Origin of the sequence: Streptomyces sp. GSL17-111, from assembly GCF_037911585.1 — a bacterium.
Lineage (GTDB): Bacteria > Actinomycetota > Actinomycetes > Streptomycetales > Streptomycetaceae > Streptomyces.
Map to the genome: position 1 here is coordinate 5,104,791 of NZ_JBAJNS010000001.1, position 22,169 is coordinate 5,126,959.

The window sequence follows — 22,169 nt, forward strand, 5'->3', positions numbered from 1 at the left end:
GTTTCCGCGCCCCACCGCATCACCCCGGGCCGGGGTGATGCGGTGGGGCGCGGTGCGTCAGGGTGGGAACAGGTCGGTGCGGGAAGGGGTCAGCGCAGGAAGGGGTCGATGGCGACGGCGGCGAAGAGGATCGTCACGTAGGTGATCGACCAGTGGAACAGCCGCATCTCCTTGAGCTTGGTCCCCGTGACGCCGGCCTTCGCGCGGGACTGGAGGGAGTGGGCCTCCCACAGCCACCAGCCGCCGGCGGCCAGGGCGACGGCCGTGTAGAACCAGCCCACGTACCCCAGGGGGTACAGGGCCAGCGACACGGCCACCATGACCCAGCTGTACCAGACGATCTGCCGGGCCACGACGCGGTTCGACGCGACGACGGGCAGCATCGGCACGCCCACCCGCGCGTAGTCGTCCTTGACCTTCATCGACAGCGGCCAGTAGTGCGGCGGCGTCCAGAAGAAGATGACGAGGAACAGCACGACGGCCGCCCAGCTGACCTCGTTCGTGACCGACGACCAGCCGATCAGGACGGGCATGCAGCCCGCGATCCCGCCCCACACGATGTTCTGCGCGGTACGCCGCTTGAGCAGCATCGTGTAGACGACGACGTAGAAGAGGAGAGCGCCCAGGGAGAGTGCGGCCGAGAGCCAGTTGACCAGCAGGCCGAACCACAGCGTCGAGCCGACGGCGAGCGTCAGGCCGAAGACCAGCCCCTCGCGGGGGGAGACCAGGCCGGTGACGAGCGGCCGCTGCGCGGTGCGGGTCATCAGGGCGTCGATGTCCCGGTCGATGTACATGTTCAGGGCGTTCGCCCCACCGGCCGACAGGTAGCCGCCGACACAGGTCCACAGCACGAGCAGCAGGTCGGGAACGCCCTGCGCCGCCAGGAACATCACCGGAATGGTGGTGGTGAGCAGCAGCTCGATGATGCGGGGCTTGGTGAGGGCCACGAACGCCTTCACCCGCGCCATGACCGGCGGGCCCGACTGCGTCTCGCCGCCGGGGGCAGGCGCGATACTCCCCGCGGGACGGGATTCGACGGCCGTCACGAACACCCCTGATCACAAGCGACATCCGCGGCTCACACCGCAGTGGGAACAAGCGAGGGCCGGACGACGCGTCCGGCGGCGTCTCGCACGTACCACGCCACTTTAGACGGCAGCCGTACGTGGCCCGACTGCGGGGGGTGGCCGTGTTGGGCCGGTATGCGCCCGGCCGCGTGGGAGGCCGTTCCCGGCGGGAGGCCGCCCTTCCCGCCGGCGAGCGGCCTCCCGCACGGCCCGGTGGGAAATATCGGGGCGAACGTGAGGGTTCCCCCGGCACGGGGTAACCGGCATCGTGACCGCGGGCCGAACACCGGCGGGCAGCCGACGCGGGCGACGGTAGGCTCGGCAGCGCGCGGTGAGGGACAGGTCACCGGCTTTTCGTATGCGGAGAGGAGCCCTGAGCCAGGGTGAGCACCAAGCCGACCACCACAGAAGCCGACACATTCGCATGGACGGAGCTGGACCAGCGGGCCGTGGACACCGTACGGGTCCTGGCGATGGACGCCGTCCAGAAGGTGGGCAACGGCCACCCGGGCACGGCGATGAGCCTGGCCCCGGCGGCTTACGTCCTGTTCCAGAAGCTGATGCGGCACGACCCCGCCGACTCGCACTGGACGGGCCGCGACCGCTTCGTTCTCTCCGTCGGGCACTCCAGCCTGACGCTCTACATCCAGCTCTACCTGGCCGGGTACGGCCTGGAGCTGGAGGACCTCAAGGCCTTCCGCACCTGGGAGAGCAAGACCCCGGGCCACCCGGAGGTGCACCACACTGTCGGCGTCGAGACGACGACGGGTCCGCTCGGCCAGGGCATCGGCAACGCCGTCGGCATGGCCATGGCCGCCCGCTACGAGCGCGGCCTGTACGACCCGGAGGCGCCCGAGGGCACCTCCCCGTTCGACCACACGATCTGGGTCCTGTGCGGTGACGGCGACCTCCAGGAGGGCGTGGCCGCCGAGGCCTCCTCGCTGGCCGGGCACCAGAAGCTCGGCAACCTCGTGATGCTGTGGGACGACAACCACATCTCCATCGAGGGCGACACCGAGACGGCCGTCTCCGAGGACACCCTGAAGCGGTACGAGGCCTACGGCTGGCACGTCCAGCGCGTCGAGCAGGCCGCGAACGGCGACCTCGACCCCGAGGGCCTGTACGAGGCGCTGAAGGCGGCCCGGGAGGAGACCTCCCGCCCCTCGCTCATCGCCGCCCGCTCGATCATCGCCTGGCCCGCGCCGAACGCGCAGAACACCGAGGCCTCGCACGGCTCGGCGCTCGGCGCCGAGGAGGTCGCCGCCACCAAGCGCGTCCTCGGTTTCGACCCCGAGGCCGACTTCGCCGTCGAGGACGCCGTCCTCGCGCACACCCGGCAGGCCCTGGAGCGGGGCAGTGCGGCCCAGGCCGCCTGGCGGGAGCGGCTGGACGCCTGGCGCGCGGCGAACCCCGAACGTGCCACCACCTGGGAGCGCATCCGCGACCGGCAGCTGCCCAAGGACTGGCGCGAGGCCCTGCCGACGTTCGAGCCGGGCAAGGACGTGGCCACCCGCAAGGCGTCCGGTGCCGTGCTCAAGGCCCTCGGTGAGGTGCTGCCGGAGCTGTGGGGCGGTTCCGCCGACCTCGCCGGGTCGAACAACACCACGATCGCCGAGACCTCGTTCCTCCCGATCGGCAACAAGCTGCCCGGCGCCGACCCGTACGGCCGCACCGTGCACTTCGGCATCCGCGAGCACGCCATGGGCTCGGTCATGAACGGTGTCGCCCTGCACGGCAACACGCGCATCTACGGCGGCACGTTCCTGGTGTTCTCCGACTACATGCGGCCCGCCGTGCGGCTCGCGGCGCTGATGAAGACGCCGGTCACCTACGTCTGGACGCACGACTCGATCGGTCTGGGCGAGGACGGCCCCACGCACCAGCCCGTCGAGCACCTCTCCGCGCTGCGGGCCATCCCCGGCCTCAACATGGTCCGGCCCGCCGACGCCAACGAGACGGCGACGGTGTGGGCCGAGATCATGGAGCGGCACGCGATCCACCCCGCGCCGCACGGCCTCGCCCTCACCCGGCAGAACGTGCCCACCTACGAGCCGAACCCCGACGCGGCCAAGGGCGGCTACGTCCTGCTGGAGGCCGAGGGCGGCAGCCCGGACGTCCTCCTCATCGCGACGGGTTCCGAGGTGCAGCTCGCCGTCGAGGCGCGCGAACAGCTGGCCGCGCGGGGCGTGCGGGCCCGCGTCGTCTCCATGCCGTGCGTGGAGTGGTTCGAGGAGCAGGACCAGGAGTGGAAGGACGCGGTGCTGCCCCCGGCCGTCCGGGCCCGAGTGAGCGTCGAGGCGGGCGTGGCCCAGTCCTGGTACCGATACCTCGGGGACGCCGGCCGAGCGGTGTCGCTGGAGCACTTCGGTGCCTCCGCCGACTACAAGACGCTCTACCGCGAGTTCGGCCTCACCAGTGAGGCGGTGGCGGCCGCCGCCCACGAGTCCATCGAAGCCGCAGCGCGCTGACGCACTGCCCGACAAGCGACAAGCAGGAGATGCAATTCCTATGACAGACGCACTCAAGCGCCTCTCCGACGAGGGCGTCGCGATCTGGCTGGACGACCTGTCGCGCGAGCGCATCACGTCCGGCGGCCTCGCCGAGCTGATCGACCAGCAGCACGTCGTCGGCGTCACGACCAACCCGTCGATCTTCCAGAAGGCGATCTCCCAGGGCGAGGGGTACGAGCAGCAGCTCACGGACCTCGCCGCCCGCCGCGTCTCCGTCGAGGAGGCGCTGCGGATGATCACCACCGCCGACGTGCGGGACGCGGCGGACATCCTCCGTCCCGTGTACGAGGCGACCGGCGGCCGGGACGGCCGGGTCTCCATCGAGGTCGACCCCCGGCTGGCCCACCACACCCGGCCGACCGTCGCCGAGGCGCGGCAGCTCGCCTGGCTCGTCGACCGGCCCAACACCCTGATCAAGATCCCCGCCAGCCTGGCCGGGCTCCCCGCGATCACCGAGACCATCGCCACCGGCATCAGCGTCAACGTCACGCTGATCTTCTCGCTGGAGCGCTACCGCCAGGTGATGGACGCCTACCTGACGGGGCTGGAGCGGGCCGACGCGAAGGGTCTGGACATCTCCCGGATCCACTCGGTGGCGTCGTTCTTCGTCTCCCGCGTGGACAGCGAGATCGACAAGCGGCTCGACGCGCTGGGGACGGAGGAGGCCACGGCGCTGCGCGGCAAGGCCGCCCTCGCCAACGCCCGGCTGGCCCACCAGGCGTACGAGGAGGTCATCGCCTCCGACCGGTGGAAGGCGCTGGAGGCCAAGAACGCCAACGTGCAGCGTCCCCTGTGGGCCTCCACCGGTGTGAAGGACCCGGCCTACCCGGACACCCTCTACGTCACCGAGCTGGTCGCGCCCCACACCGTCAACACGATGCCGGAGCCCACCCTGGACGCCACGGCGGACCACGGGAAGATCACCGGTGACACCGTACGCGGCACCTACGAGCAGGCGCGCGCGGACCTGGACGCCATCGAGGCACTCGGCATCTCCTACGACGAGGTCGTGCGGCTGCTGGAGGACGAGGGCGTCGAGAAGTTCGAGAAGTCCTGGACGGACCTGCTCACCTCCACCGAAGCCGAGCTCAAGCGTCTCGCCCCGAAGGAGGCGTAAGGACGGTGACGAGCCCCGCAGCAGGCCAGGCCCAGGACGGCAATCCGCTGCGTGACGCACAGGACCGGCGGCTCCCGCGCATCGCGGGGCCGTCGGGCCTGGTCATTTTCGGCGTCACGGGAGACCTGTCCCGCAAGAAGCTCATGCCCGCCGTGTACGACCTCGCCAACCGCGGGCTGCTGCCGCCGGGCTTCTCGCTCGTCGGTTTCGCACGCCGCGACTGGCAGCACGAGGACTTCGCGGACGTCGTGCACGAGGCCGTCAAGGAGCACGCCAGGACGCCGTTCCGGGAGGAGGTCTGGCAGCAGCTGGCCCAGGGCATGCGGTTCGTGCCCGGCGTCTTCGACGACGACACGGCGTTCGACACGCTGAAGACGACCATCGAGGAGCTGGACAAGGCCCGGGGCACCGGCGGGAACTTCGCCTACTACCTGTCCGTCCCGCCCAAGTTCTTCCCCACGGTCGTGCAGCAGCTGAAGAAGCACGGCCTGTCCGACGCGCCCGAGGGCTCCTGGCGGCGCGCCGTCGTCGAGAAGCCCTTCGGCCACGACCTGACGAGCGCCCAGGAGCTCAACGAGGTCATCCACGGCGTCTTCCGCGCCAGCCAGGTCTTCCGCATCGACCACTACCTGGGCAAGGAGACGGTCCAGAACATCCTCGCCCTGCGGTTCGCCAACACCATGTTCGAACCGCTGTGGAACCGCTCCTACGTCGACCACGTGCAGATCACGATGGCCGAGGACATCGGCATCGGCGGCCGGGCCGGCTACTACGACGGCATCGGCTCGGCCCGGGACGTCATCCAGAACCACCTCCTCCAGCTGCTGGCCCTCACCGCGATGGAGGAGCCGTCCTCCTTCGACGCCAAGGCGCTGGTCACCGAGAAGCTGAAAGTGCTCAACGCCGTCCGGCTCCCCGCCGACCTGGGCAAGCACACCGTGCGCGGCCAGTACACGGCCGGCTGGCAGGGCGGCCAGAAGGTGCTCGGCTACCTGGAGGAAGAGGGCATCAACCCGAAGTCCAAGACGGACACCTACGCCGCGATCAAGCTGGAGATCGACAACCGGCGCTGGGCGGGCGTGCCGTTCTACCTGCGTACGGGGAAGCGGCTGGGCCGCCGGGTCACCGAGATCGCCGTCGTCTTCCAGCGCGCCCCCTACTCGCCCTTCGACACCACCGACACCCAGGAGCTGGGGCAGAACGCCCTGGTCATCCGGGTACAGCCGGACGAGGGCGTCACGATCCGGTTCGGCTCCAAGGTGCCCGGCACCTCCATGGAGATCCGGGACGTGACGATGGACTTCGCCTACGGCGAGTCGTTCACGGAGTCCAGCCCGGAGGCCTACGAGCGGCTGATCCTGGACGTGCTGCTCGGCGACGCGAACCTCTTCCCGCGCCACCAGGAGGTCGAACGCTCCTGGGAGATCCTCGACCCGATCGAGGAGCACTGGGAGCGGCACGGCAAACCCGAGCCCTACACCGCCGGGACCTGGGGCCCCAAGGCGGCCGACGAGATGCTGGCACGCGACGGCAGGAGCTGGCGGCGCCCATGAACATCGACCTCACCCACACCACCTCGGGCCAGATCAACGCGGCGCTGGTCAAGGCCCGCCGGGCCGCCGGCTTCCCGGCCGTCGGCATGGTCCTCACCCTCGTCGTCGTCACCGACGAGGGCAACCACTACGACGCGCTCAAGGCCGCCAGCGACGCCTCCCGCGAGCACCCCTCCCGCATCCTCGTCGTGATCCGCCGACCCGGCCGCTCCCCCCGGGACCGCGCCCAGGCCCGGCTCGACGCCGAGGTGCGGCTCGGTGGCGAGACCGGCACGGGCGAGACCGTCCTGCTGCGGCTGCACGGCGAGCTGGCGGGCCACGCCTCCAGCGTCGTGCTGCCGCTGCTCCTGCCGGACGCGCCCGTCGTCGTCTGGTGGCCCGAGGACAGCCCGGCCGTGCCGTCGAAGGATCTGCTGGGCGCCCTCGCCCAGCGGCGCATCACCGACGCCGCCCGCACCGAGGACCCGGCCGGCACGCTCGCCCGCCGGGCGGAGACCTACGCGCCGGGGGACACCGACCTGGCCTGGACCCGCATCACGCCCTGGCGCAGCGTCCTGGCGGCGGCGATGGACCAGCGGGGCGTCGGGCAGCAGCAGATCACCGTCACCGGCGCCGTCGTCGAGGGCGAGGAGCACAACCCCAGCACGGAACTGCTGGCCCTGTGGCTGGCCGACCGGCTGGGCGTCCCGGTGACGCGGTCCCTGTCCGAGGGCCCCGGCATCACGGCCGTCCGGCTGGCCACGCCCGAGGGCGAGATCTGCCTGGACCGGCCCGACGGACGGCTGGCGCTGCTCGCCGTGCCGGGGCAGCCGGACCGGCACGTCGCCCTTCACCGCCGCACCACGGCGGAGCTCATCGCCGAGGAGCTGCGTCGCCTCGACCCGGACGAGGCCTACCACCACGCCCTGTGCCACGGCCTGGCCAACCTCGGTGCCGAGAAGGCGCCGGACGGGCCGTCCGACCCGCCCGCCGCCGGCCCGGAACCACGGCGCAAGACCCCCGCACGAAAGGCCGCCGCACGATGACCCTCGCACCCCAGGTCGTCGTCCACCGCACCAAGGACGAGATGGTGCGGGCCACGGCGGCCCGCCTCGTCACCACGCTCGTCGCCGCCCAGACCGACCGGGGCACCGCCTCCGTCGTCCTGACCGGCGGGCGCAACGGCATCGCCCTGCTCGACGCCGTGGCCGCCTCACCCGCTCGGGACGCGATCGACTGGGGCCGTCTGGACGTGTGGTGGGGCGACGAGCGCTTCCTGCCCGCCGGTGACCCGGAGCGCAACGAGACGCAGGCCCGCGCCGCCCTGCTGGACGCCGTCCCGCTCGACCCGGCCCGTGTCCACCCGATGGAGCCCTCCGGCGGCACCTTCGGCGACGACGCCGACGCGGCGGCGGCCGGGTACGCGGCCGAGCTGGACGCCGCGTCGCTGCCGGAGGACCACGGCCCGGTGCCGTCGTTCGACGTGCTGCTGCTCGGCGTGGGGCCCGACACGCACGTGGCGTCCCTGTTCCCCGAGCAGCCGGGGGTGCGGGAGACGGAGCGCACGGTCGTGGGCGTCCACGGCTCGCCCAAGCCGCCGCCCACCCGGGTGTCCCTGACGCTGCCCGCCATCCGGGCGGCCCGCGAGGTGTGGCTGCTGGCGGCGGGGGAGGACAAGGCGCGGGCCGTGGCGGTGGCCCTCACCGGAGCCGGCGAGGTGCAGGCCCCGGCGGCCGGCGCGTACGGCCGGTCGCGCACCCTGTGGCTCCTGGACGACGCGGCCGCCGCCCGGCTTCCGGAAGGCTTCCGGGCCCGGTCCTAGGGCGTTCCGCCGAGGTGCGCGGTCCCGGTCCTCACTCCCAGCGGAAGAAGCGGGCGGCGGCGGTCAGGGCGACCACCGCCCAGGCCGTGAGGATGCCCAGCTCGGCCCAGGGCAGCCCGGCACCGTGCTGGAGGACGGCGCGCAGTCCGTCGGCGAGGGCGGTCACCGGCAGCAGGGCGAGGACGTCCTGCGCCGCCTGCGGGAACCGCTCCAGCGGCACCACGACGCCGCCCCCGAGCAGCAGCAGGATGAAGACGAGGTTCGCCGCCGCCAGCGTCGCCTCCGCGCGCAGGGTGCCCGCCATGAGCAGGCCCAGCCCGCTGAAGGCCGCCGTGCCGACGACGAGCAGCAGCGCCACGACGGCCCAGTTGCCGTCCGGTGACCAGCCGAGCGCGAACGCCACGGCGCTCAGCAGGGCGACCTGGAGCACCTCGATGCCGACCACGGCCGCCGTCTTCGCCGTCATCAGGCCCCAGCGGGGCAGCGGCGAGCTGCCGAGCCGTTTGAGGACGCCGTAGCGGCGCTCGAAGCCGGTGGCGATGGCCTGCCCGGTGAAGGCCGTGGAGAGCACGGCGAGAGCCAGCACCCCCGGGGCCACGAAGTCGACCCGCTCCCCGCCGTCGACCGGCAGGTCCACGACGTCCACGCCGCTGAACAGCACGAGCAGCAGGGTGGGGATGACGACGGTGAGCAGGAGCTGCTCACCGTGGCGCAGCGCCATCCGCAGCTCCAGGGCCGCCTGGGCGGCGATCATCCGTCCGGCGGGCGCGGCCCCGGGGGCGGGGGTGTGCGTGCCCGTGGCGATCTCGCTCACGACCGCAGCTCCTTACCGGTCAGCTCCAGGAAGACGTCCTCCAGCGTGCGGCGCTCGACGGCGATGCGGTCGGGCAGCACGCCGTTCTGCGCGCACCAGGACGTGACGGTGGCGATGAGCTGCGGGTCGACCGTGCCGTGCAGCCGGTAGGCGCCCGGTGTGACCTCCACCGCGGCCGTCCGGGGCGGCAGCGCCTTCAGCAGCGAGGCGAGGTCGAGTCCGGGGCGGCCGGAGAAGCGCAGGGTGTTCTCGGCGCCGCCCCGGCACAGCTCCTCGGGGCTGCCGTGGGCGACGACCCGGCCGGCGTCGACGATCGCCACGGCGTCCGCCAGCTCCTCGGCCTCGTCCATGTGGTGGGTGGTGAGCACGCAGCTGACGCCGTCGGCGCGCAGCTCCCGCACCAGGTCCCAGGTCGCGCGGCGGGCCTGCGGATCGAGGCCCGCCGTGGGTTCGTCCAGGAAGACCAGCTCGGGTCGGCCGACGACGGCCATGGCCAGGGCCAGCCGTTGCTGCTGGCCCCCGGAGAGCCGCCGGTAGGACGTCCGGCCGCAGGAGCCGAGCCCGAGGCGTTCGACGAGCGCGTCGACGTCGAGCGGGTGGGCGTACAGGGCGGCCATGTGCCGCAGCATCTCCCCGGCCCGCACACCCGGGTAGACGCCGCCGCTCTGGAGCATCACCCCGATCCGCGGCCGCAGCGCCGCGCCGTCGGCCACGGGGTCGAGCCCGAGGACCCGCACCGTGCCGGCGTCGGGTCTCCGGTAGCCCTCGCAGATCTCGACGGTGGTCGTCTTGCCGGCGCCGTTGGGGCCGAGCACGGCCGTGACGGTGCCGCGTTCCACGGTCAGGTCGAGGCCGTCCACCGCCGTCGTCCCGCCGTACCGCTTGACCAGCCCCGCGACCTCGACGGCCGCCTTCTCGTGCATACGGGCCAGTCTAGGAAGCGCCGGGGAGTGCCGACGCCCCGGGGGCCGCGCCGCCCCGAGGCCGTCGGGCACCCTGCGCGAGTAAGGCTTGCCTTACGTGATGCACCCCATTGCCGCAGGTCACAACCGGGCTTGCCGCCCCTCGCCGAATTACGCAACAATGGCGTTGTGAAAAACACGGGAGACGCGCAGACGACGCGGGAGCCGGTCGAGGCCCCCGCGCTCGCGAGTGCGCCCGCCGCGCTGGAGGAGCAGCACGGCACCCGTCATCGCGTGGCCCGCTCCATCCTCGACCACGGCCCGTCCACCGCGGCGGAGCTGGCGGTGCGGCTGGAGCTCACGCAGGCCGCCGTACGGCGCCACCTCGACGCGCTGGTCGCCGAGGGCACCGCGGAGGCCCGCGCCCAGCGGGTCTACGGGCACCGGGGGCGCGGCCGTCCCGCCAAGGTCTTCGCACTCACCGACGGCGGTCGGGACGCGTTCGACCAGGCCTACGACGAACTCGCCGTCGACGCCATGCGCTGGATAGCCCGCATGGCCGGTGGCGGCGAGCAGGGCGAGGCCGCCGTCGCGGCGTTCGCCCGGGCCCGGGCGAACGCCCAGGCCGAGCGGTACCGCGCGCGTCTGGAGGGTTCGGCCCCCCGGGACCGCGCGCGTGTGCTGGCCGAAGCGCTCTCGGAGGACGGGTACGCTGCTACGGCACGCAGTGCCCCTGCCTCGACCGGCGAGCAGCTCTGTCAGCACCACTGCCCGGTGGCGCACGCCGCCGAGCGGTTCCCGCAGCTGTGTGAGGCGGAGACCGAGGTCTTCTCCCGCCTGCTCGGCACCCACGTGCAGCGCCTGGCCACCATCGCGCACGGCGACGGGGTGTGCACCACCTTCGTCCCGCGAGCAGACGGGCCCGCGCTGACCTCTGAGACCACCGCACACGCAACAGCTTCTGCAAGCACCGCCGGGAGGAACCCCGCATGACGCTCCCCACGGAGACCGCCCACCCCGAGCTGGAAGGGCTGGGCAACTACGAGTACGGCTGGGCCGACAGTGACGCGGCCGGAGCGGCCGCCAAGCGCGGCCTCTCCGAGGAGGTCGTCCGCGACATCTCCGGCAAGAAGTCCGAGCCGGACTGGATGCTCAAGCTCCGCCTCAAGGGCCTGAAGCTCTTCGACAAGAAGCCCATGCCGAACTGGGGCTCGGACCTCTCGGGCATCGACTTCGACAACATCAAGTACTTCGTGCGGTCCACCGAGAAGCAGGCCCAGTCCTGGGAGGACCTGCCGGAGGACATCAAGAACACCTACGACCGCCTCGGCATCCCGGAGGCCGAGAAGCAGCGCCTGGTCGCCGGTGTGGCCGCGCAGTACGAGTCGGAGGTCGTCTACCACCAGATCCGCGAGGACCTGGAGCAGCAGGGCGTCCTCTTCCTGGACACCGACACCGCGCTGCGCGAGCACCCGGAGATCTTCCAGGAGCACTTCGGCACGGTCATCCCGGCCGGTGACAACAAGTTCGCCGCGCTGAACACCGCCGTGTGGTCCGGTGGCTCCTTCATCTACGTGCCGCCGGGCGTGCACGTCGACATCCCGCTGCAGGCCTACTTCCGGATCAACACCGAGAACATGGGCCAGTTCGAGCGGACGCTGATCATCGTCGACGAGAACGCCTACGTGCACTACGTCGAGGGCTGCACCGCCCCGATCTACAACTCCGACTCGCTGCACTCGGCGGTCGTGGAGATCATCGTGAAGAAGGGCGGCCGCTGCCGCTACACGACGATCCAGAACTGGTCGAACAACGTCTACAACCTGGTCACCAAGCGTGCGGTGGCCTACGAGGGCGCGACCATGGAGTGGGTCGACGGCAACCTCGGCTCCAAGGTGACGATGAAGTACCCGGCCGTCTACCTGATGGGCGAGCACGCCAAGGGCGAGACGCTGTCCGTCGCCTTCGCCGGTGAGGGCCAGCACCAGGACGCCGGGGCCAAGATGGTCCACATGGCGCCGAACACCTCCTCCAACATCGTCTCCAAGTCGGTGGCCCGGGGCGGTGGCCGCACCTCCTACCGCGGTCTCATCGAGATCGCCGAGGGCGCGGAGAACTCCAAGTCCAACGTGCTGTGCGACGCGCTGCTGGTGGACACGATCTCCCGCTCCGACACCTACCCCTACGTCGACGTCCGCGAGGACGACGTGACGATGGGCCACGAGGCGACCGTCTCCAAGGTCAGCGACGACCAGCTCTTCTACCTGATGAGCCGGGGCATGGCCGAGGACGAGGCCATGGCGATGATCGTGCGCGGTTTCGTCGAGCCGATCGCCAAGGAGCTCCCCATGGAGTACGCCCTGGAGCTGAACCGGCTGATCGAGCTGCAGATGGAGGGCGCGGTCGGCTGACGCCGGCCGTCCCGCCCGTCCCGCAGCGCTCGGCGGCGTCAGAGCCGAGCGTGCCCAGACCCGAGAAAGAGAACCAGTAGTAGCCATGGCTGAGGCTCAGACAAACCCGGCGGGCAACACCGCCATCGCGGTGGCCGCCGAGTCCACCGTCGCCACCCGGATGAGCGCACCGCCCTCGTTCGACGTGGCGGACTTCCCCGTGCCGCACGGCCGCGAGGAGGAGTGGCGCTTCACCCCGCTGGAGCGGCTGCGCGGGCTGCACGACGGCAGCGCCGAGGCGTCCGGCGGCCTGAAGGCCGAGATCTCCGCGCCCGACGTCGTCACCGTCGAGGCCGTCGGCCGGGACGACGCCCGGCTCGGCCGGGCCGGCAAGCCGGTGGACCGGGTCGCCGCGCAGGCGTTCAGCTCCTTCGAGAAGGCCACCGTCGTCACGGTGCCGAAGGAAGCGGTGCTGGAGGAGCCGATCCGGGTCGGTCTGCACGGCGAGGGCGGGGTGTCCTACGGGCACACCGTCTTCGAGCTGGGCGCCTTCGCCGAGGCCGTCATCGTCATCGACCACACCGGTGACGCCGTGCGCGCCGCCAACGTGGAGTTCGTCCTCGGGGACAACGCCAAGCTCACCGTCGTCTCCGTGCAGGACTGGGCGGACACGGCCGTGCACTGCTCGCAGCACAACGCCCTGGTCGGCCGGGACGCGAGCTTCAAGTCCGTCGTCGTCACCTTCGGCGGCGACGTCGTGCGGCTGCACCCCCGGGTCAGCTACGCGGGCCCCGGCGGTGAGGCCGAGCTGTACGGCCTGTACTTCACCGACGACGGCCAGCACCAGGAGCACCGCCTGTTCGTCGACCACGACGCGCCGCACTGCCGCAGCAACGTGGCCTACAAGGGCGCGCTCCAGGGGCAGGACGCGCACGCGGTGTGGATCGGCGACGTCCTGATCCGCAAGGCCGCCGAGGGCACCGACACCTACGAGCTGAACCGCAACCTCGTCCTCACCGACGGCGCGCGGGTCGACTCGGTGCCGAACCTGGAGATCGAGACCGGTGAGATCCAGGGGGCCGGGCACGCCTCGGCCACCGGCCGGTTCGAGGACGAGCAGCTGTTCTACCTGATGGCGCGCGGCATCCCCGCCGACGAGGCCCGCCGCCTCGTCGTGCGCGGCTTCTTCGCCGAGCTGGTCCAGCAGATCGGTCTGCCCGACCTCCAGGAGCGCCTGCTCGCCAAGATCGACGAAGAGCTGGAAGCGTCGGTGGCATGAGCGGATACGTGAAAGTCGCGAGCCTCGGCGAGCTGGAGGACGACACCCCGAAGCGGGTGGACGTCGACGGCACGCCGGTCTCGCTCGTGCGCACCGAGGGCGAGGTGTTCGCGATCAACGACATCTGCTCGCACGCGAACGTCTCCCTCTCGGAGGGAGAGGTGGAGGACTGCGCCATCGAGTGCTGGCTGCACGGCTCCAGCTTCGACCTGCGCACCGGCAAGCCCTCGGGTCTCCCCGCCACGCGACCCGTCCCCGTGTACCCCGTAAAGATCGAAGGAGACGGCCCGGACGCGGCCGTGCTCGTCTCCGTCACCCAGGAGTCCTGAAGCCCCATGGCCACCCTTGAGATTCACGACCTGCACGTGTCCGTCGACACCGACAGCGGACCCAACGAGATCCTGCGCGGCGTCGACCTGACCGTGAAGCAGGGCGAGACCCACGCCATCATGGGCCCGAACGGCTCCGGCAAGTCCACCCTCGCCTACTCCCTGGCGGGTCACCCGAAGTACACCGTCACCGGTGGCACCGTCACCCTCGACGGTGAGGACGTCCTGGAGATGTCCGTGGACGAGCGGGCCCGCGCCGGCCTCTTCCTCGCCATGCAGTACCCGGTCGAGGTCCCCGGTGTCTCCGTCTCCAACTTCCTGCGCACCGCCGCCACCGCCACCCGCGGTGAGGCCCCGAAGCTGCGCACCTGGGTGAAGGAGGTCAAGGAGGCCATGCAGCGGCTCTCCATGGACCCGGCCTTCGCCGAGCGCAACGTCAACGAGGGCTTCTCCGGTGGCGAGAAGAAGCGTCACGAGATCCTGCAGCTGGAACTGCTGAAGCCGAAGATGGCGATCCTCGACGAGACCGACTCCGGTCTGGACGTCGACGCCCTGCGCGTCGTCTCCGAGGGTGTCAACCGGGTGCGCGAGAGCGGCGAGGTCGGCACGCTGCTGATCACGCACTACACGCGCATCCTGCGCTACATCAAGCCCGACCACGTCCACGTGTTCGCCAAGGGCCGCATCGCCGAGTCCGGCGGTCCGGAGCTGGCCGACAAGCTGGAGGCCGAGGGCTACGAGCAGTACGTGAAGGGGGGTACGACTTCGTGACGTCCTCCCGTCCCGGGCTCCCCGGCCTCCTCGACACCGAGGCGATCCGCAAGGACTTCCCCATCCTGGATCGGCAGATCCACGACGGGAAGCGGCTCGTGTACCTGGACAACGCGGCGACCTCGCAGAAGCCGCGCCAGGTGCTCGACGCGCTGAACACCTACTACGAGCGGCACAACGCCAACGTCCACCGCGGTGTGCACGTCCTCGCCGAGGAGGCCACGGCCCTGTACGAGGGCGCGCGGGACAAGGTCGCCGCTTTCGTCAACGCTCCCAGCCGCGACGAGGTGATCTTCACCAAGAACGCCTCGGAGTCGCTGAACCTCGTGGCGAACATGCTCGGCTGGGCGGACGAGCCCTACCGGGTGGACCACGAGACCGAGATCGTCATCACGGAGATGGAGCACCACTCCAACATCGTGCCGTGGCAGCTGCTCGCGCAGCGCACGGGCGCGAAGCTGAAGTGGTTCGGGCTGACCGACGACGGCCGGCTCGACCTGTCCAACCTGGACGAGATCATCACGGAGAGGACCAAGGTCGTCTCCTTCACGCTGGTCTCCAACATCATGGGCACGGTCAACCCGGTCGAGGAGATCGTCCGCCGGGCGCAGGAGGTCAACGCGCTCGTCGTCGTCGACGCCTCGCAGGCCGCGCCGCACATGGTGCTGGACGTGCAGGCCATACAGGCGGACTTCGTCGCCTTCACCGGCCACAAGATGTGCGGCCCGACCGGCATCGGCGTGCTCTGGGGACGCCAGGAGCTGCTGGAGGACCTGCCGCCCTTCCTCGGCGGCGGCGAGATGATCGAGACCGTCTCGATGCACTCCTCCACCTACGCCCCCGCGCCGCACAAGTTCGAGGCGGGGACGCCGCCGATCGCCCAGGCCGTGGGCCTCGGCGCGGCGGTGGACTACCTCAGCGGCATCGGGATGGACGCCATCGCCGCGCATGAGCACGCCCTCACCGGGTACGCCGTGCAGCGGCTCCGGGACGTTCCGGACCTGCGGATCATCGGCCCCGGTACGGCCGAGGACCGGGGTGCGGCGATCTCGTTCGTGCTGGGCGACATCCACCCGCACGACGTCGGCCAGGTGCTGGACGAGCAGGGCATCGCCGTCCGGGTCGGCCACCACTGCGCCCGGCCCGTGTGCCTGCGCTACGGAATTCCCGCGACCACGCGAGCGTCGTTCTATCTGTACTCCACACCGGCCGAGGTCGACGCCCTGGTCGAGGGCCTGGAGTACGTTCGGAACTTCTTCGGATGAGGGTGGCTGACTCGTGAAGCTGGACTCCATGTACCAGGAAGTGATCCTGGATCACTACAAGAACCCGCACGGACGTGGCCTGCGCGACGGCGACGCCGAGGTGCACCACGTGAACCCGACCTGCGGGGACGAGATCACGCTGCGGGTGCGCTACGACGGTGACACCGTCGCCGACGTCAGTTACGAGGGTCAGGGGTGTTCGATCAGCCAGGCCAGCGCCTCGGTGCTGAACGAGCTGCTGGTCGGCAAGAACCTGGCCGAGGCCCGGCGCGTCCAGGAGACCTTCCTGGAGCTGATGCAGTCCAAGGGCCAGCTGACGCCGGACGACGCGATGGAGGACGTCCTGGAGGACGCGGTCGCCTTCGCCGGGGTCTCGAAGTACCCCGCCCGGGTGAAGTGCGCGCTGCTCAGCTGGATGGCCTGGAAGGACGCGACGGCCCAGGCGCTGGGCGAGTCCCCCGTTAAGGAGAAGACGGCATGACCGAGACGACCGAAGCAGGCGTGGCCAAGCCGGCCAGCGAGGAAGAGGTCCACGAGGCGATGATGGACGTCGTCGACCCCGAGCTGGGCATCGACGTCGTCAACCTCGGCCTGGTCTACGGGGTCCACGTGGACGAGGACAACACGGCCACGATCGACATGACGCTGACGTCCGCGGCCTGCCCGCTGACCGACGTCATCGAGGACCAGGCGAAGTCCGCGACCGAGGGCATCGTCAAGGAACTCAAGATCAACTGGGTCTGGATGCCGCCGTGGGGTCCGGACAAGATCACCGACGACGGCCGCGAGCAGCTGCGCGCCCTCGGCTTCAACGTCTGATCCGGTGCGGGGGTCTCCCCGCCCGGCGCCCGGTGCCCCGGTCCGCAGCGCGGACCGGGGCACCGGTGCGTCCCGGCCGGGGGCCGTCACGGCGTGGCGTACTGCTCGGCGTAGTCGGCGCTCGGCGCGATGGGCGTGATGACGTCGACGAGGACGCCGTCGGGGTCGGCCACGATGAAGTGCCGCTGCCCGAAGTCCTCGCTGCGCAGCTCCAGGGCGGCCGGCAGTCCGGCGCGGACGACGAGGCGTTCCCACTCGGCGTCGACGTCGTCGACCTCGAAGTTCAGCAGCAGTCCCTGGACGGGCCGGCGGTGGCCCTCCGGGAGGGTGGGGTGCGTCGCGTCGAGGAGTGCCAGCTCGTAGGCCGGTTCGCCGGGCCGTCGCAGGCTCACGTACCAGTCCGCCTCGAACGTCACCTCGAAGCCCATGAGGCGGGTGTAGAAGTCGCGCGAGGCGCTGAGGCGGGAGGTGCAGATCACGGGATAGAAGCTGGTCAGCATGGCGTTCACTCCTTCGCATACCTTGGGTATGTCAAGTTCGACGCTATGCGCATACCATCGGTATGTCAAAGGAGAGGGTGACGCGTGTGGGGACGGTGCGGGCACGGCAGCGGGACCGGACCCGCCGGGCGCTGCTGGACGAGGCCCGGCGGCTGTTCGCGGAGCGGGGCTACGCGGCGGTCGGGCTGGCGGACGTCGTCGCGGCGGCCGGAGTGACCAAAGGGGCCCTCTACCACCACTTCGACGGCAAGGCCGACCTCTTCCGGGCCGTCCTGGCCGAGGTGCAGGAGGAGGTGGGGGACCGCGTCGCCGCCTCGGCCGACGCCGAGCCCGACCCGTGGGACCGGCTGACGGCGGGCTGCGCGGCGTTCCTCGACGTCACCGCGAGCCCCGGCGTCCAGCGGATCATGCTCGTCGACGGGCCCGCCGTGCTGGGCTGGCACACCTGGCGCACGATGGACGAGGCCGCGTCCGCCCGGCACCTGCACGAGGCGCTGGCCGATCTCGTCGCGCGGGGCGTCCTCCCCGACCAGCCCGTCGCCCCGCTGGCCCGGCTGCTGTCCGGCGCCATGAACGAGGCGGCCCTGTGGCTCGCGGACAGCGCCGATCCCGGCGACCTCGCCGACACCCAGCGCGCGCTGGAGCGGCTGCTGGCCTCCCTGCGCCACTCCTGACGCCACGAGCCGCGGTCCTCGCCGCGCGCGGTGATCCGTACGATCGGCGGCATGGTGTACTTGACGCTCGGAGCGGCGATTCTCGCCGAGGTGCTGGCCACGACCTCGATGAAGTTCAGTGACGGCTTCACCCGGCTGTGGCCCTCGCTGGGGACGGTCGTCGGCTACCTCATCGCGTTCGTGCTCCTGGCGCAGGCGCTCAAGACGATGTCCGTCGGCACCGCCTACGCGATCTGGGCCGGGGTCGGCACCGCCGCCGTGGCCACGATCGGCATGGTCTTCATCGACGAACCGGTGACGTTCACCCGGATCCTGGGCATCGCGCTGGTGGTCGTCGGCGTCGTCGTCCTCAACCTCGGCGGCGGCGCCCACTGAGTACCCGCCCAGGGGCCACCCGCCGGTCCTCCGCCGGGTGGCCCCGCTCCCTACAGGGCCATGAGGGTGCGGCCGGCCCGGGCGGTGTCCCGGAGCGGCCTGAGCGCCATCCGCACCAGGGCGAGGGCGTTGTCGTCGCCCGCGATGCGGTTCACGCCGAGCTCCCCGCAGCTCAGGCACCGGTGGACGATCATCCACTCACCGTCCGGCCGGGTGCTCAGCGCCAGCGGCTCCATGCGTCCCCGGCAGCCGGACGCACGGTCGCCGGGGACCCGGCGGTCGACGTGCCGACTGGTGAGGCAGTGCGGGCAGTGGTTGCGGTGGACGGTGCCCGGAGCGGTGAGGGACACCTCCAGGCGGCAGTGAACGCACCGGAAGGCGTCGGCCCGGTGGCCTCCCGAGCCGTGCAGGACGTCCTTGTGCCGCTGGGGGCGGCGGTCCGCCCCGCCCCGCCCGCGTGACGGATTGCGTCGTGGCATGGTTGCTTCTCCCCTTCCCCGCCGCGTCACAGGCTGCCGAGGGCTTCGAGCGGGAACGGCGGTTGGGCGAGCGGGCGAACCGCCATGCGCATGAGGATGAGCTGGTTGTCGTCGGGCTGGACGGGGCCGGCGGTCAGCTCGTCGCAGCGCACGCAGCGGTGCACGACCTGCCAGTCACCCGTGCGCAGCACGGCGATGGCGATCGGCGTCATCCGCCCCCGGCAACGGCTCGGCCCGCCCTCCAGGTGATCGGTGACGTGCCGGGAGTGCAGGCAGGAGGGGCAGTGTTCACGCCGTGCGCCGTCGGCGGCGGCCGTGGTGACGGTGAGGCCGCACCACGCGCAGGTGAAGGTGTCGATCGTGAGGGTGTTGTGCGGTTTGTTGGACACCCGGGATGCTCCTTGCTGGGAAAGCCGGTGATGACAGCAAGAGCCGGCCGAGCGGTCCTCGACGGGAGGCCGCGCACCACGGCTTCCACGGGGAAGCGCGGGGCGAGGCGGTACGGGCGCCGCAGCGGGCGTCCACCGCGCCACGGGGAGCCGTGGCGGCGGGACGGTGCTATGCGGCGTGGCGAGGCGCGCTCGGCGCGGTGCGGGGCATCAAGACACTACTCCTCAGGGCCACCGGCCCGGTGGACGACAGGGGGCGCCGCCCACCGTAGCCACACCGCGCGGCGGCGGCCACGGGTTTTCCCGGCCGCCGGTGAGCGTGCCCGGCGGGCCCGACGCCGTCAGTCCCGCGCCCGGGGGCGGGCCCGCAGGTGGGCGCGTTCGCCCTGGCGGCCGAAGAGGCTGAGCAGCTCCACCGGTTCGGCGCCCGACGCGGCGAACCAGTGCGGCAGCCGGGTGTCGAACTCGGCGGCCTCACCGGGAGTGAGCTCCATGTCCCGGTCGCCGAGGACGAGCCGCAGCCGCCCGTTGAGCACGTAGAGCCACTCGTAGCCCTCGTGCGTCTGCGGATCGGGCTCGCGGTGGCCGGTGGCGCCGGGGAGCACCATCTTGTACGCCTGGATGCCCCCGGCCCGGCGGGTCAGCGGCACGCTCGTGATGCCGCCGTGGGTCACCGGCCGCAGGTGGATGCGCGGATCACCGGTGGGCGGCGCGTCGACCAGCTCGTCCAGGGTGACGCCGTGCGCCCGGGCCAGCGGGAGCAGCAGCTCCAGGCTGGGCCGCCGCGACCCCGACTCCAGCCGGGAGAGCGTGCTGACGGAGATGCCGGTGCGCGCGGCGAGCTCGGCCAGCGTCGTGTCGCGGTGCCGCCGCAGCGCCCGCAGCCGGGGCCCGACCGCGTCCAGTGCCTGCCCGAGGTCGTCGCCGTCTTCCGTGGAGGCCATGGGGTCAGTTTGCCAGATCGGCAAGGAGGTTTGCCAGCCCCTGCGGCGGCGCGCATCGTCGGCCGTGGAGGTGGTCACGATGACCGAGGAACTGAGCGACTCCTACGACGTGGTGGTGCTCGGCGGCGGCGCCGCGGGGCTGAGCGGCGCGCTGATGCTGGCCCGCGCGCGCCGGTACGTGCTGGTGCTGGACGCCGGTGCGCCCCGCAACGCCCCGGCCGAGGGCGTGCACGGGCTGCTGGGACGGGAGGGCGTGCCGCCCGGCGAGCTGCTGCGGCGCGGCCGGGAGGAGGTCGGCCGGTACGGCGGCCGGGTGGTGTCGGCGGAGGTCCTGGCCGTGACCCGCGAGGCCGACGGCTTCCGGGTGACGCCGGCCGCCGGGCCGACCGTCCGTGCGCGCCGCGTCCTGGTCGCCACCGGCCTCGTCGACGGGCTGCCTCACGTCCCGGGGCTGCGCGAGCGCTGGGGCCGCGACGTCCTGCACTGCCCCTACTGCCACGGCTGGGAGGTGCGGGACCGGGCCCTCGGCGTCCTCGGCTGCGGCCCGCTCTCCGTGCACCAGGCGCTGCTGCTGCGCCAGTGGAGTGACGACGTCCTCTTCCTCCCGCACACCATGCCGCCACCGAGCGGGGAGGAGGCGGAGCGGCTGGCGGCGCGGGGCGTGCGCGTCGTGCCGGGCGAGGTGACGTCCGTCGAGGTCGCCGAGGACCGCCTCGTCGGAGTCCGGCTGGGTGACGGCACCCGCGTCGGCCGGGACGCGCTCGCCGTCGCGCCCCGCATGGAGGCCCGCGCCGCCTTCCTGGCCGGGCTCGGCCTGAAGCCCGTGGAGCACCCCTCGGGGGCCGGCGAGCACCTGCCCGTGGACGCCACCGGCCGCACCGACGTGCCGGGCGTCTGGGCGGCGGGCAACGTCACGGACCTGTCCGCCCAGGTCGGCGGCGCCGCGGCCGCCGGAGCCGCGGCGGCGGCGCAGATCAACGCCGACCTCGTCGCCGAGGAGACCCGCCGGGCCGTCGAGGCCCACCGCGCCTCCCGCCCGGCGGGCCCCGGGCGGCGGGGCTGAGCGGCCGGTCACTGGGCGAGACCGGTTCGCGGGGCGGCGGCGGGGAACGTTAGGTTCTCCCCATGACCGAAGCAGCCACCACCCGTACCACCGGCGCCGTCGCCGCCGGGCTCGCCACCGTCACCGCCGACGGCACCGTCCTCGACACCTGGTTCCCGCGCCCCGAGCTGGCCGACGCCCCCGGCCCGGCCGGTACCGAGCGGCTGAGCGCCGAGCAGGCCGCCGAACTGCTGGGCGAGGCCGCCCCGCGTGCCCTCGGCCCGGACCCGCTGCGGGGCGTGGAGACCGTCGCGGTGCGGACCGTCATCGACTCGCTGGACGCGAAGCCCGCCGACGCGCACGACGCCTACCTGCGGCTGCACCTCATCAGCCACCGCCTGGCCCGCCCGCACGGGCTGAACCTGGACGGCGTCTTCGGGCTGCTGGCCAACGTCGCCTGGACGAGCCTCGGGCCGGTGCCGGTGGACCGGTTGGAGGACGTGCGGCTGGCCGCGCGCGCCGAGGGCCGTCAGCTCAACGTCACCAGCGTCGACAAGTTCCCCCGCATGACGGACTACGTCATGCCGAAGGGCGTGCGCATCGGGGACGCCGACCGGGTGCGGCTCGGGGCCCACCTCGCCGAGGGCACCACCGTCATGCACGAGGGCTTCGTCAACTTCAACGCCGGCACGCTCGGCACCTCCATGGTCGAGGGCCGCATCAGCGCGGGCGTCGTCGTGGGGGACGGCTCCGACATCGGCGGCGGCGCCTCGATCATGGGGACGCTCTCCGGCGGCGGCAAGCAGCGCATCACCATCGGCGAGCGCTGCCTGCTCGGGGCCGAGGCGGGCATCGGCATCTCGCTGGGCGACGACTGCATCGTGGAGGCCGGCCTCTACGTCACGGCGGGCACGCGCGTCAGCCTGCCGGACGGTCAGGTCGTCAAGGCGCTGGAGCTGTCCGGTGTCACCAACCTGCTGTTCCGCCGCAACTCCACCAGCGGCGCCGTGGAGGCCCTGCCCCGCAGCGGCTCCTGGGGCGGCCTGAACGAGGCCCTGCACAGCCACAACTGAGCAGCGGCGGCGGCCCGTTCCCGGCCCCGGTGCCCGGCCCGTGCGGGGCCGGGCACCGGGGCCGTTACGCTGGCGG

24 protein-coding genes are annotated in these 22,169 nt (G+C 72.1%); 17 read left to right on the forward strand and 7 right to left on the reverse strand.

Features of this window, described 5'->3' with window-relative positions:
- Window positions 1-89: 89 nt before the first annotated feature.
- A complete protein-coding gene (locus tag V6D49_RS22760; RefSeq protein ID WP_340562423.1) occupies window positions 90-1,046 on the reverse strand; it encodes a heme o synthase in 957 nt (318 codons plus the stop codon).
- Window positions 1,047-1,450: 404 nt separating this feature from the next.
- Here V6D49_RS22760 and tkt point away from each other — a divergent pair, with 404 nt between their 5' ends.
- From tkt to pgl, 5 genes are read left to right on the forward strand one after another with little or no spacing between them, the layout of a single operon-like run.
- The gene (gene tkt / locus V6D49_RS22765; RefSeq protein WP_340562425.1) at window positions 1,451-3,535 is read left to right on the forward strand and encodes a transketolase; all 2,085 of its coding nucleotides are present in this window, start codon (window positions 1,451-1,453) and stop codon (window positions 3,533-3,535) included.
- Window positions 3,536-3,575: 40 nt separating this feature from the next.
- The gene (tal, locus tag V6D49_RS22770) at window positions 3,576-4,694 is read left to right on the forward strand and encodes a transaldolase (RefSeq protein ID WP_340562426.1); all 1,119 of its coding nucleotides are present in this window, start codon (window positions 3,576-3,578) and stop codon (window positions 4,692-4,694) included.
- A 5-nt stretch (window positions 4,695-4,699) separates the two neighbouring features.
- The gene (gene zwf / locus V6D49_RS22775; RefSeq protein ID WP_340562427.1) at window positions 4,700-6,247 is read left to right on the forward strand and encodes a glucose-6-phosphate dehydrogenase; all 1,548 of its coding nucleotides are present in this window, start codon (window positions 4,700-4,702) and stop codon (window positions 6,245-6,247) included.
- Window positions 6,244-7,272: a glucose-6-phosphate dehydrogenase assembly protein OpcA gene (gene opcA / locus V6D49_RS22780; RefSeq protein WP_340562429.1), complete on the forward strand. Its 1,029-nt coding sequence runs from the start codon at window positions 6,244-6,246 to the stop codon at window positions 7,270-7,272. The genes zwf and opcA overlap by 4 nt, the downstream gene beginning before the upstream one ends.
- Complete coding sequence (gene pgl, locus V6D49_RS22785) at window positions 7,269-8,048, forward strand: 6-phosphogluconolactonase (RefSeq protein WP_340562430.1); 780 nt, start codon at window positions 7,269-7,271, stop codon at window positions 8,046-8,048. The genes opcA and pgl overlap by 4 nt, the downstream gene beginning before the upstream one ends.
- A 31-nt stretch (window positions 8,049-8,079) precedes the next feature.
- On the opposite strand, the gene V6D49_RS22790 is transcribed toward pgl, so the two are convergent.
- Together V6D49_RS22790 and V6D49_RS22795 are read right to left on the reverse strand one after the other, a co-directional pair.
- Window positions 8,080-8,853 carry an ABC transporter permease gene (locus V6D49_RS22790; RefSeq protein WP_340564233.1) on the reverse strand — a complete coding sequence of 258 codons (774 nt, stop codon included), beginning with the start codon at window positions 8,851-8,853 and terminating at the stop codon, window positions 8,080-8,082.
- 5 nt (window positions 8,854-8,858) lie between these two features.
- Window positions 8,859-9,785 carry an ABC transporter ATP-binding protein gene (locus V6D49_RS22795; RefSeq protein WP_340562431.1) on the reverse strand — a complete coding sequence of 309 codons (927 nt, stop codon included), beginning with the start codon at window positions 9,783-9,785 and terminating at the stop codon, window positions 8,859-8,861.
- Window positions 9,786-9,953: 168 nt separating this feature from the next.
- Here V6D49_RS22795 and V6D49_RS22800 point away from each other — a divergent pair, with 168 nt between their 5' ends.
- From V6D49_RS22800 to V6D49_RS22835, 8 genes are all read left to right on the forward strand, one after another.
- Window positions 9,954-10,757 (forward strand): helix-turn-helix transcriptional regulator, encoded by an 804-nt coding sequence (locus V6D49_RS22800; protein WP_340562433.1) that lies wholly within the window; start codon window positions 9,954-9,956, stop codon window positions 10,755-10,757.
- Window positions 10,754-12,175, forward strand: a complete 1,422-nt coding sequence (sufB, locus tag V6D49_RS22805; RefSeq protein ID WP_191207393.1) for a Fe-S cluster assembly protein SufB — start codon at window positions 10,754-10,756, stop codon at window positions 12,173-12,175. Before V6D49_RS22800 ends, sufB begins: the two co-directional genes overlap by 4 nt.
- Window positions 12,176-12,260: 85 nt before the next feature.
- On the forward strand, window positions 12,261-13,433 hold the full coding sequence (gene sufD, locus V6D49_RS22810) for a Fe-S cluster assembly protein SufD (protein ID WP_340562435.1): 1,173 nt from the start codon (window positions 12,261-12,263) through the stop codon (window positions 13,431-13,433).
- Window positions 13,430-13,762, forward strand: coding sequence for a non-heme iron oxygenase ferredoxin subunit (locus tag V6D49_RS22815; RefSeq protein ID WP_191207391.1), 333 nt, complete (start codon window positions 13,430-13,432; stop codon window positions 13,760-13,762). The genes sufD and V6D49_RS22815 overlap by 4 nt, the downstream gene beginning before the upstream one ends.
- 6 nt (window positions 13,763-13,768) lie before the next feature.
- The gene (sufC, locus tag V6D49_RS22820; RefSeq protein ID WP_340562437.1) at window positions 13,769-14,533 is read left to right on the forward strand and encodes a Fe-S cluster assembly ATPase SufC; all 765 of its coding nucleotides are present in this window, start codon (window positions 13,769-13,771) and stop codon (window positions 14,531-14,533) included.
- Entirely contained in the window at window positions 14,530-15,798 is a 1,269-nt protein-coding gene (locus V6D49_RS22825) for a cysteine desulfurase (RefSeq protein ID WP_340562439.1), read from the forward strand. The genes sufC and V6D49_RS22825 overlap by 4 nt, the downstream gene beginning before the upstream one ends.
- A gap of 13 nt (window positions 15,799-15,811) precedes the next feature.
- The gene (sufU, locus tag V6D49_RS22830; RefSeq protein ID WP_191207388.1) at window positions 15,812-16,279 is read left to right on the forward strand and encodes a Fe-S cluster assembly sulfur transfer protein SufU; all 468 of its coding nucleotides are present in this window, start codon (window positions 15,812-15,814) and stop codon (window positions 16,277-16,279) included.
- A complete protein-coding gene (locus V6D49_RS22835) occupies window positions 16,276-16,617 on the forward strand; it encodes a metal-sulfur cluster assembly factor (protein WP_191207387.1) in 342 nt (113 codons plus the stop codon). The genes sufU and V6D49_RS22835 overlap by 4 nt, the downstream gene beginning before the upstream one ends.
- An 86-nt stretch (window positions 16,618-16,703) precedes the next feature.
- Here V6D49_RS22835 and V6D49_RS22840 read toward each other — a convergent pair whose 3' ends face one another.
- On the reverse strand, window positions 16,704-17,117 hold the full coding sequence (locus V6D49_RS22840) for a VOC family protein (protein WP_340562440.1): 414 nt from the start codon (window positions 17,115-17,117) through the stop codon (window positions 16,704-16,706).
- Window positions 17,118-17,203: 86 nt separating this feature from the next.
- Between V6D49_RS22840 and V6D49_RS22845 the strand changes: the two genes are divergently transcribed.
- Window positions 17,204-17,791, forward strand: a complete 588-nt coding sequence (locus tag V6D49_RS22845; RefSeq protein ID WP_445330658.1) for a TetR/AcrR family transcriptional regulator — start codon at window positions 17,204-17,206, stop codon at window positions 17,789-17,791.
- A gap of 51 nt (window positions 17,792-17,842) precedes the next feature.
- Window positions 17,843-18,166 carry a DMT family transporter gene (locus tag V6D49_RS22850; RefSeq protein ID WP_191207384.1) on the forward strand — a complete coding sequence of 108 codons (324 nt, stop codon included), beginning with the start codon at window positions 17,843-17,845 and terminating at the stop codon, window positions 18,164-18,166.
- Window positions 18,167-18,216: 50 nt separating this feature from the next.
- On the opposite strand, the gene V6D49_RS22855 is transcribed toward V6D49_RS22850, so the two are convergent.
- From V6D49_RS22855 to V6D49_RS22865, 3 genes are all read right to left on the reverse strand, one after another.
- Window positions 18,217-18,645, reverse strand: a complete 429-nt coding sequence (locus tag V6D49_RS22855; RefSeq protein WP_340562444.1) for an RNHCP domain-containing protein — start codon at window positions 18,643-18,645, stop codon at window positions 18,217-18,219.
- A gap of 26 nt (window positions 18,646-18,671) precedes the next feature.
- Window positions 18,672-19,034 (reverse strand): RNHCP domain-containing protein, encoded by a 363-nt coding sequence (locus V6D49_RS22860; protein ID WP_340562445.1) that lies wholly within the window; start codon window positions 19,032-19,034, stop codon window positions 18,672-18,674.
- Between the two features lie 341 nt (window positions 19,035-19,375).
- Window positions 19,376-19,978 carry a helix-turn-helix domain-containing protein gene (locus tag V6D49_RS22865; protein WP_340562447.1) on the reverse strand — a complete coding sequence of 201 codons (603 nt, stop codon included), beginning with the start codon at window positions 19,976-19,978 and terminating at the stop codon, window positions 19,376-19,378.
- Window positions 19,979-20,057: 79 nt separating this feature from the next.
- Between V6D49_RS22865 and V6D49_RS22870 the strand changes: the two genes are divergently transcribed.
- The gene (locus tag V6D49_RS22870) at window positions 20,058-21,041 is read left to right on the forward strand and encodes an NAD(P)/FAD-dependent oxidoreductase (protein WP_340562449.1); all 984 of its coding nucleotides are present in this window, start codon (window positions 20,058-20,060) and stop codon (window positions 21,039-21,041) included.
- Window positions 21,042-21,103: 62 nt separating this feature from the next.
- Entirely contained in the window at window positions 21,104-22,093 is a 990-nt protein-coding gene (gene dapD, locus V6D49_RS22875; protein WP_340562450.1) for a 2,3,4,5-tetrahydropyridine-2,6-dicarboxylate N-succinyltransferase, read from the forward strand.
- Window positions 22,094-22,169: the final 76 nt, after the last annotated feature.

Coding starts and splice junctions, on each gene's coding strand:
- tal (WP_340562426.1), top strand. CDS start 3,576: ATGACAGACGCACTCAAGCGCCTCTCCGACGAGGGCGTCGCGATCTGG.
- opcA (WP_340562429.1), top strand. CDS start 6,244: ATGAACATCGACCTCACCCACACCACCTCGGGCCAGATCAACGCGGCG.
- pgl (WP_340562430.1), top strand. CDS start 7,269: ATGACCCTCGCACCCCAGGTCGTCGTCCACCGCACCAAGGACGAGATG.
- V6D49_RS22795 (WP_340562431.1), bottom strand. CDS start 9,785: ATGCACGAGAAGGCGGCCGTCGAGGTCGCGGGGCTGGTCAAGCGGTAC.
- sufB (WP_191207393.1), top strand. CDS start 10,754: ATGACGCTCCCCACGGAGACCGCCCACCCCGAGCTGGAAGGGCTGGGC.
- sufD (WP_340562435.1), top strand. CDS start 12,261: ATGGCTGAGGCTCAGACAAACCCGGCGGGCAACACCGCCATCGCGGTG.
- V6D49_RS22815 (WP_191207391.1), top strand. CDS start 13,430: ATGAGCGGATACGTGAAAGTCGCGAGCCTCGGCGAGCTGGAGGACGAC.
- sufC (WP_340562437.1), top strand. CDS start 13,769: ATGGCCACCCTTGAGATTCACGACCTGCACGTGTCCGTCGACACCGAC.
- V6D49_RS22835 (WP_191207387.1), top strand. CDS start 16,276: ATGACCGAGACGACCGAAGCAGGCGTGGCCAAGCCGGCCAGCGAGGAA.
- V6D49_RS22840 (WP_340562440.1), bottom strand. CDS start 17,117: ATGCTGACCAGCTTCTATCCCGTGATCTGCACCTCCCGCCTCAGCGCC.
- V6D49_RS22850 (WP_191207384.1), top strand. CDS start 17,843: ATGGTGTACTTGACGCTCGGAGCGGCGATTCTCGCCGAGGTGCTGGCC.
- V6D49_RS22855 (WP_340562444.1), bottom strand. CDS start 18,645: ATGCCACGACGCAATCCGTCACGCGGGCGGGGCGGGGCGGACCGCCGC.
- V6D49_RS22865 (WP_340562447.1), bottom strand. CDS start 19,978: ATGGCCTCCACGGAAGACGGCGACGACCTCGGGCAGGCACTGGACGCG.
- V6D49_RS22870 (WP_340562449.1), top strand. CDS start 20,058: ATGACCGAGGAACTGAGCGACTCCTACGACGTGGTGGTGCTCGGCGGC.
- dapD (WP_340562450.1), top strand. CDS start 21,104: ATGACCGAAGCAGCCACCACCCGTACCACCGGCGCCGTCGCCGCCGGG.